At 43.5% G+C, this 1,039-nt stretch carries 1 protein-coding gene; it reads right to left on the bottom strand.

The features are described from left to right. Positions 1–137: 137 nt before the first annotated feature. Complete coding sequence (gene aph(3')-Ia / locus PSF28_RS23600; RefSeq protein WP_000018329.1) at positions 138–953, bottom strand: aminoglycoside O-phosphotransferase APH(3')-Ia; 816 nt, start codon at positions 951–953, stop codon at positions 138–140. Between the last annotated feature and the right edge of the window lie 86 nt (positions 954–1,039).

The following is a 1,039-nucleotide window of genomic DNA, read 5'->3' on the forward strand; positions in this document are numbered from 1 at the left end:
AATTTATGAGTAAAGGATTATGTCCACGATAAGCACCTGGGTCGATTCCTGGGAGGCGGCCATGAGGGTAGGGAAGCGCCGTCCCGTCAAGTCAGCGTAATGCTCTGCCAGTGTTACAACCAATTAACCAATTCTGATTAGAAAAACTCATCGAGCATCAAATGAAACTGCAATTTATTCATATCAGGATTATCAATACCATATTTTTGAAAAAGCCGTTTCTGTAATGAAGGAGAAAACTCACCGAGGCAGTTCCATAGGATGGCAAGATCCTGGTATCGGTCTGCGATTCCGACTCGTCCAACATCAATACAACCTATTAATTTCCCCTCGTCAAAAATAAGGTTATCAAGTGAGAAATCACCATGAGTGACGACTGAATCCGGTGAGAATGGCAAAAGCTTATGCATTTCTTTCCAGACTTGTTCAACAGGCCAGCCATTACGCTCGTCATCAAAATCACTCGCATCAACCAAACCGTTATTCATTCGTGATTGCGCCTGAGCGAGACGAAATACGCGATCGCTGTTAAAAGGACAATTACAAACAGGAATCGAATGCAACCGGCGCAGGAACACTGCCAGCGCATCAACAATATTTTCACCTGAATCAGGATATTCTTCTAATACCTGGAATGCTGTTTTCCCGGGGATCGCAGTGGTGAGTAACCATGCATCATCAGGAGTACGGATAAAATGCTTGATGGTCGGAAGAGGCATAAATTCCGTCAGCCAGTTTAGTCTGACCATCTCATCTGTAACATCATTGGCAACGCTACCTTTGCCATGTTTCAGAAACAACTCTGGCGCATCGGGCTTCCCATACAATCGATAGATTGTCGCACCTGATTGCCCGACATTATCGCGAGCCCATTTATACCCATATAAATCAGCATCCATGTTGGAATTTAATCGCGGCCTCGAGCAAGACGTTTCCCGTTGAATATGGCTCATAACACCCCTTGTATTACTGTTTATGTAAGCAGACAGTTTTATTGTTCATGATGATATATTTTTATCTTGTGCAATGTAACATCAGA

It is taken from the genome of Providencia sp. PROV130, from assembly GCF_028482225.1.
Classification (GTDB): domain Bacteria; phylum Pseudomonadota; class Gammaproteobacteria; order Enterobacterales; family Enterobacteriaceae; genus Providencia; species Providencia rettgeri.